The 6,000-nt window shown below is 54.6% G+C and carries 7 protein-coding genes; 4 read left to right on the forward strand and 3 right to left on the reverse strand.

The annotated features are described in order from the left end of the window. Window positions 1–24 precede the first annotated feature (24 nt). The gene (locus IQ254_RS15765; RefSeq protein ID WP_193967114.1) at window positions 25–357 is read right to left on the reverse strand and encodes a hypothetical protein; all 333 of its coding nucleotides are present in this window, start codon (window positions 355–357) and stop codon (window positions 25–27) included. Window positions 358–518: 161 nt separating this feature from the next. Then, complete coding sequence (locus IQ254_RS15770; RefSeq protein ID WP_193967122.1) at window positions 519–719, reverse strand: hypothetical protein; 201 nt, start codon at window positions 717–719, stop codon at window positions 519–521. Window positions 720–1,000: 281 nt separating this feature from the next. Between IQ254_RS15770 and IQ254_RS15775 the strand changes: the two genes are divergently transcribed. The 4 genes from IQ254_RS15775 to guaD all read left to right on the forward strand — a co-directional run bounded on the left by IQ254_RS15775 (window position 1,001) and on the right by guaD (window position 5,630). Next, the gene (locus IQ254_RS15775) at window positions 1,001–1,480 is read left to right on the forward strand and encodes a hypothetical protein (RefSeq protein ID WP_193967115.1); all 480 of its coding nucleotides are present in this window, start codon (window positions 1,001–1,003) and stop codon (window positions 1,478–1,480) included. 176 nt (window positions 1,481–1,656) lie between these two features. Continuing rightward, window positions 1,657–3,132: a glycogen synthase GlgA gene (gene glgA / locus IQ254_RS15780; protein WP_193967116.1), complete on the forward strand. Its 1,476-nt coding sequence runs from the start codon at window positions 1,657–1,659 to the stop codon at window positions 3,130–3,132. A gap of 151 nt (window positions 3,133–3,283) precedes the next feature. Next, window positions 3,284–4,123, forward strand: coding sequence for a tetratricopeptide repeat protein (locus IQ254_RS15785; RefSeq protein WP_193967117.1), 840 nt, complete (start codon window positions 3,284–3,286; stop codon window positions 4,121–4,123). Between the two features lie 151 nt (window positions 4,124–4,274). Beyond that, window positions 4,275–5,630: a guanine deaminase gene (gene guaD / locus IQ254_RS15790; RefSeq protein WP_193967118.1), complete on the forward strand. Its 1,356-nt coding sequence runs from the start codon at window positions 4,275–4,277 to the stop codon at window positions 5,628–5,630. A 52-nt stretch (window positions 5,631–5,682) separates the two neighbouring features. Here the strand turns inward: guaD and IQ254_RS15795 are convergent, their stop codons facing one another. Next, window positions 5,683–5,889: a GIY-YIG nuclease family protein gene (locus IQ254_RS15795; protein ID WP_193967119.1), complete on the reverse strand. Its 207-nt coding sequence runs from the start codon at window positions 5,887–5,889 to the stop codon at window positions 5,683–5,685. Window positions 5,890–6,000: the final 111 nt, after the last annotated feature.

The raw sequence follows: 6,000 nt of genomic DNA on the forward strand, positions 1-6,000 counted from the left end.
GGCAACGCGTTCCTACGCCAGCCCCTAATCAGGAAAGAAAAAATCGGTCGATTCCTCATCTTCCTCAGCGGCAATGTAGCTGCGGTAATACTCTTCTAAGTCGGCAGCTCCGATCGATCGCTCCGATGGATTTTCAAAGAAGGTTTTGACCTTGAGGTAACGACGCAGACCCTCGGCCCCCGCATCGTGCTGGGTGGCCGCCTTAAAGTCATCGGGAAAGGTGTCGCTAATTTGCAGCCATGCCTCCTCTAGGATGTCCTCCACATCTTCATTGGGGGCACCATCGATTAACGTTTCTAGACCATCGAGAATATCAATCAGCTTGAAGATCTCGGGGATTTTCTCCGAATCAGACATGTAGCCTTGCACAGGTAGGGGCGAAACAACCACGAATGCTCTAGAAAATCTTAGTGGAGTATGGCCCCTATCGGTCAACTATTCAATCGCTGCCTAGCTCACAGGAAGCAACGCTGAACCCTACTCCAGCGCCCCAACATCCTGGCTCAGCGGGCGGCAAATTAATCTACTACGCGCAAGCGACCCTGGCTCAGCGCCTCATAGACGCGATCAATCAGCGCCGCATCGTTGGAGCTAAGCTCCCGCTGAGAAAGCATAGCCATCAGCTGCTGCTGGTCATTACGGGTCAGGCGACGGGCCGCAAATACTCTTTCGATGGTCTGCTCAAGGTTCGACATATTGACGCACTCTGAATTGATCATAACGACAGCTGTTTTCGGGAGCTAAAACTCTACCTCAGCCATATATTCAGACAATGTTGTAACACTTCGTACACTAACCCCAGTCTAAGCTGAGCCCGGTTATCCCACCTCGGCGAGATAACTTAAATTGTGGGTCATTATCCGCTCATAGCGGGTGACATCTCCGTAGGCCTACGGACAGCGTCGAGCGATTCCTCCCAGCAACGCGAATAGCGACCTGCGCCTAAAGGCCGGGGTTCACCAGGTATACTCGTGCCTAGAGCGTATAGATTTAGCGACTAATGCAATACCTGGCAAAGGTTCAAAAAAAAGCATTCCTGGGCGGTGCAGAACTTTTGCTGCTGGCCGAGCAGACCTCTGAAACGACCTGGACGCTGCTGTCGTCAGAGCGTATTGTTGAAACCACGCGCCTGCTGGCGTTTCAAGAAGGCAACCTAGTACTGGTAGACCTCGATAACCTGAGTCAGATCACCGCCGTACAAGATGCCACTGCGTGGATACTCGGCCTAGTTGAGCACTACTTGGTCTATGGTGTGACCCCCGAAGCCCTCGAGCAGGAGATTGAACGAGCTGAGCGTTGGCGACAATCGCTTACCCTCAAAAGCCAAGAGGTCGATCGTAGAGCGCTAGAAACGGCTGCTCGCCGCGACGAAATTCAAGAGCTTGAGCGCAGCCTCAAACAGGAGCGTGAAGAGTTGGAGAGCCGTTGGCAAGCCTTAGAACAGCTTCGGGCCGAGACTCCCTCCCCAGCAGAGGAGTAGACAAGTGCACCAAGCCGCAGAAACAGGCCCACAGCTGTTAGACTTACGTTTTGCTGTCACTCAGCTTATCTCATTGGCTAGATTGGGCCTATTTCCAGCGTCAAGATCTTGCCTATGCCCCAACATCCTGATTGAATAGGGGCAACAAAAATCACCTTTGATAACGGGGAGATGCCATGTATATTGTGCAGGTCGCTTCGGAATGTGCCCCTGTTATTAAGGCTGGCGGCTTAGGAGACGTGGTCTACGGCCTCAGCCGTGAGCTAGAGACCCAGGGCCACTGCGTCGAGGTGATTCTGCCCAAGTACGACTGCATGCGCTACGACCATATTTGGGGTCTGCATGAGGCATATTGCGACCTGATCGTGCCCTGGTACGGCACCGACATTCGCTGCGATGTGCTGTGCGGCTGGGTACATGGGCAGCTGTGTTTCTTTATCGAGCCCAAGTCGTGGGAGATGTTTTTTAACCGCGGCTGCTACTACGGCTGCGATGATGACCCAATGCGGTTTGCCTTTTTTAGTAAGGCCGCCATGGAATTTCTGCTGCGCAGCAACAAGCGCCCCGACGTGATTCACTGCCATGACTGGCAGACTGGTCTCATTCCAGTCATGCTGTTTGAAATCTACCAGTACAACGGCATGGAGTTTCAGCGGGTGCTGTACACCATCCACAATTTCAAGCACCAGGGCTTTGGCGGTACTGAGATTTTGCAGGCTACTGGGCTAAACCGACCGGAGCATTACTTTCAGCCCCATCGCCTGCGCGATAATTTCAATCCGTTTGCGATCAACTTTATGAAAGGGGGGATTACCTACGCCAACCATGTCAACACGGTGTCGCCCTATCACGCCTGGGAAGCCCAGCATACTGACCAGGGCTTTGGCCTGGGGCATACGCTACACGCCAACCAGCATAAGTTTTCGGGCATTCTCAACGGCATTGACTACGACGTGTGGAATCCAGAGGTAGACCCCTACATTCCACACCACTACAGCCTCACCACCTTTGAAGATAAGGCTCTCAATCAGAAAGAACTGCGCGATCGCCTGCTGTTGCGCCAGAGCGATCGGCCTCTGGTCGCATTTATTGGTCGCTTAGACGATCAAAAGGGTGTACACCTGGTGCACCACGCGATCTACTATGCTCTGTCGCGCCAGGCGCAGTTTGTGCTGCTGGGCTCGGCTACAGAGAAAAGCATTAACGACTGGTTTTGGCATGAAAAGCTCTATCTCAACGACAACCCCGATGTTCATCTGGAGCTGGGGTTTAATGAAGAGCTTGCCCACCTGATCTATGCCGGGGCCGATATGATTGTGGTGCCCAGCAACTTTGAGCCCTGTGGTCTGACTCAGATGATCGGCCTCCGATACGGCACGGTACCCATTGTGCGCGGCGTAGGCGGCCTGGTAAATACTGTCTTCGACTGGGACTATGACACTCTCCATGGCCCCGAAGAGCGCAATGGCTTTGTGTTTTTCCAGCAGGACACCGTTGCTCTGGAGTCAGCGATGAACCGCGCCTTTGACATCTGGACCCAGCAGCCCGCCCTCTTCCGTCGTCTTGCCCAACAGGGCATGGCCTACGATTTTTCCTGGAATCATCCGGGTGAGGAGTACATTGACCTGTATGAGTACATACGGCACAAGTAGCGGGTATGGCCCTGGATAGTTTGCTACAAATGGCCTGATATTGCTGGGTGAACGGGCCAAGGGGCTAGCCTAACGGTGCGATCGCACTAAAAGCGGGCAATCTGGGGTAAGGCCCATCACCCGGCATCGTTAAGCGGTGCCTCTTGATCGAATGTCTGCTGGATCTGATATCGCTCTGTCAAAACCTACTCGCGCTGAGCTACTCCGAGGTCAGGGAGATGCGCTCTACGCGATTGGGCGCTATGGCGAAGCTCTAGCCCGGTTTGAGGCGGTCTTAGCCCTTAACGACCAAGCCCATGAGGTATGGACCCTGCATGGGTTTTGCCTGGCCGCGCTGAAACAGTTTGAGGCTTCCCTTGACAGTTTTAACCACGCCCTAGATCAGTGCCCTACCTACGGTTTGGCCTGGCATGGCAAAGGCCATGCTCTGGCCAAGCTGAGTCATTTCGAAGCTGCCGTTACTCACCTCAAGCAGGCTGTAGAGCTAACCCCCAATGACAATAAGGCCTGGTACAACCTCGGTACCGCCCAAAACCAGCTGCGTCACTACCGCGATGCCGTCAGTAGTTTTGAGCAAAGCATTAGACTTACCCCCCAAGATCATCGGGCGCGCTACAACCAGGGCGTAGCCCTATGTGGCCTACACCGATACGAAGAAGCACTACAGGTGCTGCAGGTAGCCCTCGAACAGAAACCCACTGCCCACTATATTTGGAACCAACGAGGCACGGTACTGATTCAAATGGGTTACTATGCCCAGGCGATCAAGAGCTTTGAGACCTCTCTGATTCATCAGACCGAAAACCCCAACGCTTGGTACGGCAAAGCTCGTGCCTACGCTATGGATGGCAACCTGGAGCAAACCCTAAAAAATCTCTACCGCACGTTTGTGCTAAGTCCCTATGTGTACCGGGTGATGGTGCAGATCGATGCTCATTTCGACAGCTGTCGTGATGACCCTCGGTTTCAAAAACTGGTAGATACCCCCTAGGCCTCTGACCTTTGCTAGAGCAGTCGGGCCGCCATCCAAATCAACTCCAGAGTTTAGGATGAGTTAGGGGCTGTCACCGGGCTCTCCCAGGCGCTTTGGGTGGGCCGCAGTATGATGGGGCATTCTAGTCATCGCATCGGGGCTATTAACTATGGGGACTCGTCCTGGTCAGCTCTCTACCCAGGCGGCTACTGCTATTCGTGGCGCATTGCTAGATTGCGTGGCCGACCCGTTTTACCAGACCGAGACCGAAGCGGTGCGCTATATCGCCGACGGTCTACTGGTAATTCGCCAGGGGCATATTGAGGCTCTAGGCCCCTACGATGAGCTAAAGCCCACCTTAGGCGACCTACCGGTAGTTGACTACACCGGCAAGCTTATCGTCCCGGGCTTGATCGATACCCATATTCACTATCCCCAGACCGGGATGATTGCCGCCTACGGCGAACAGCTGCTGGAATGGCTCCACTGCTACACCTTTCCCACCGAGCGCAAGTTTGCTGATGCCGCCTATGCTCGCTCGATAGCCGATCTATTTTTAGACGAGTTGCTCAAGAACGGCACCACCACCGCCCTGGTATTTGCGGCGGTGTTTCCGGCTTCGGTGGATGCATTTTTTGAGGCTGCCGAAGCCCGCAACCTGCGCATGATCAGCGGCAAGGTGATGATGGATCGCAATGCCCCTGATTACCTCAGCGATACCGCCCAGTCATCCTACGATGAGTCAAAGGCGTTAATTGAAAAATGGCACGGGCGGGAGCGGCTGCTCTACGCTGTTACTCCCCGGTTTGCGGGCACGTCCAGCGAGGCCCAGCTGAAGCTGGCGGCCCGCCTCCTGGATGAGTTTCCCGATGTGTACCTGCACACCCACCTATCTGAAAACGTCAATGAAGTGGCCTGGATTCAGAGCTTGTTTCCTCAGTACCAGGGCTATCTGGATGTATACGACCAGACCGGGCTAGTGAGGGAGCGATCGCTGTTTGCCCACGGGGTACAGCTGACCGATGCCGAGTTTCAGCGCCTTTCAGAGGCCAAGGCGGCGATCTCCTTTTGCCCCACCTCCAACCTGTTCCTCGGCAGCGGTCTGTTTCGCATCGAGCAGGCTAAAAATCCCGAGTACCCGGTCAAGGTTGGCCTGGGTACCGACGTGGGGGCGGGCACCAGCTTTTCGCTGCTGCAAACCACCAACGAAGCCTACAAGGTGGCTCAGCTACGGGGGCAAAAGCTCTCGGCCTTCAGGGCGCTGTTCCTCGCTACCCTGGGCGGGGCCAGGGCACTGTGTCTGGAGGATAAACTGGGCAGCTTTGACCCCGGCAAGGAGGCCGACTTTGTCGTGCTCGACCCCCAGGCGACAACCCTGCTGGCGCTGCGGAATGAAGCGGGTATTCCGCTGACTTTAGAATCCCTGGCGGACCTGTTGTTTTCGTTGGTGATTATGGGGGGCGATCGCGCGGTAACTGCCACCTACATCATGGGTGAGCTGGCTTATCCCACGGCTGATGATTGAGGTTGAGGATCTCTCCCTGCCTGTTCGGGATAGTTATCTTCCTGAGACGACACTACAATCGCACTAGCTTTGCCGCCTCTGGGTCGTAGCGAAATTGATCCAGGGTACCTTCCTTGATTTTTTTGATCGCTTCCTCAATGGCCCCCAGCGGTAAAAGAAACCACTCCCTGGGTTTCACCGGTATACCAAAGCGGTCTGGCAACCCCACATCTAATCGAGCGCTGTCAAAAAACTTGTGCAGCAGCTTAACGGGTGACAAGGGTACTCAACGTCATGCGGTACAGGGCTTTGAGACAATAAAGGGGACAAAAAATAGGGAGCCTCAGTGCAGCTCCCCTAAACCAATATGTTTCCTGCATCCTACCAAACC

The organism is Nodosilinea sp. LEGE 07088 (genome assembly GCF_015207395.1).
Lineage (GTDB): Bacteria > Cyanobacteriota > Cyanobacteriia > Phormidesmidales > Phormidesmidaceae > Nodosilinea.

What these genes read in the sequence shown, in the direction of transcription:
- guaD (WP_193967118.1), top strand. Translation starts at nt 4,275, where the DNA reads ATGGGGACTCGTCCTGGTCAGCTCTCTACCCAGGCGGCTACTGCTATT.
- glgA (WP_193967116.1), top strand. Translation starts at nt 1,657, where the DNA reads ATGTATATTGTGCAGGTCGCTTCGGAATGTGCCCCTGTTATTAAGGCT.
- IQ254_RS15775 (WP_193967115.1), top strand. Translation starts at nt 1,001, where the DNA reads ATGCAATACCTGGCAAAGGTTCAAAAAAAAGCATTCCTGGGCGGTGCA.
- IQ254_RS15765 (WP_193967114.1), bottom strand. Translation starts at nt 357, where the DNA reads ATGTCTGATTCGGAGAAAATCCCCGAGATCTTCAAGCTGATTGATATT.
- IQ254_RS15770 (WP_193967122.1), bottom strand. Translation starts at nt 719, where the DNA reads ATGATCAATTCAGAGTGCGTCAATATGTCGAACCTTGAGCAGACCATC.
- IQ254_RS15785 (WP_193967117.1), top strand. Translation starts at nt 3,284, where the DNA reads ATGTCTGCTGGATCTGATATCGCTCTGTCAAAACCTACTCGCGCTGAG.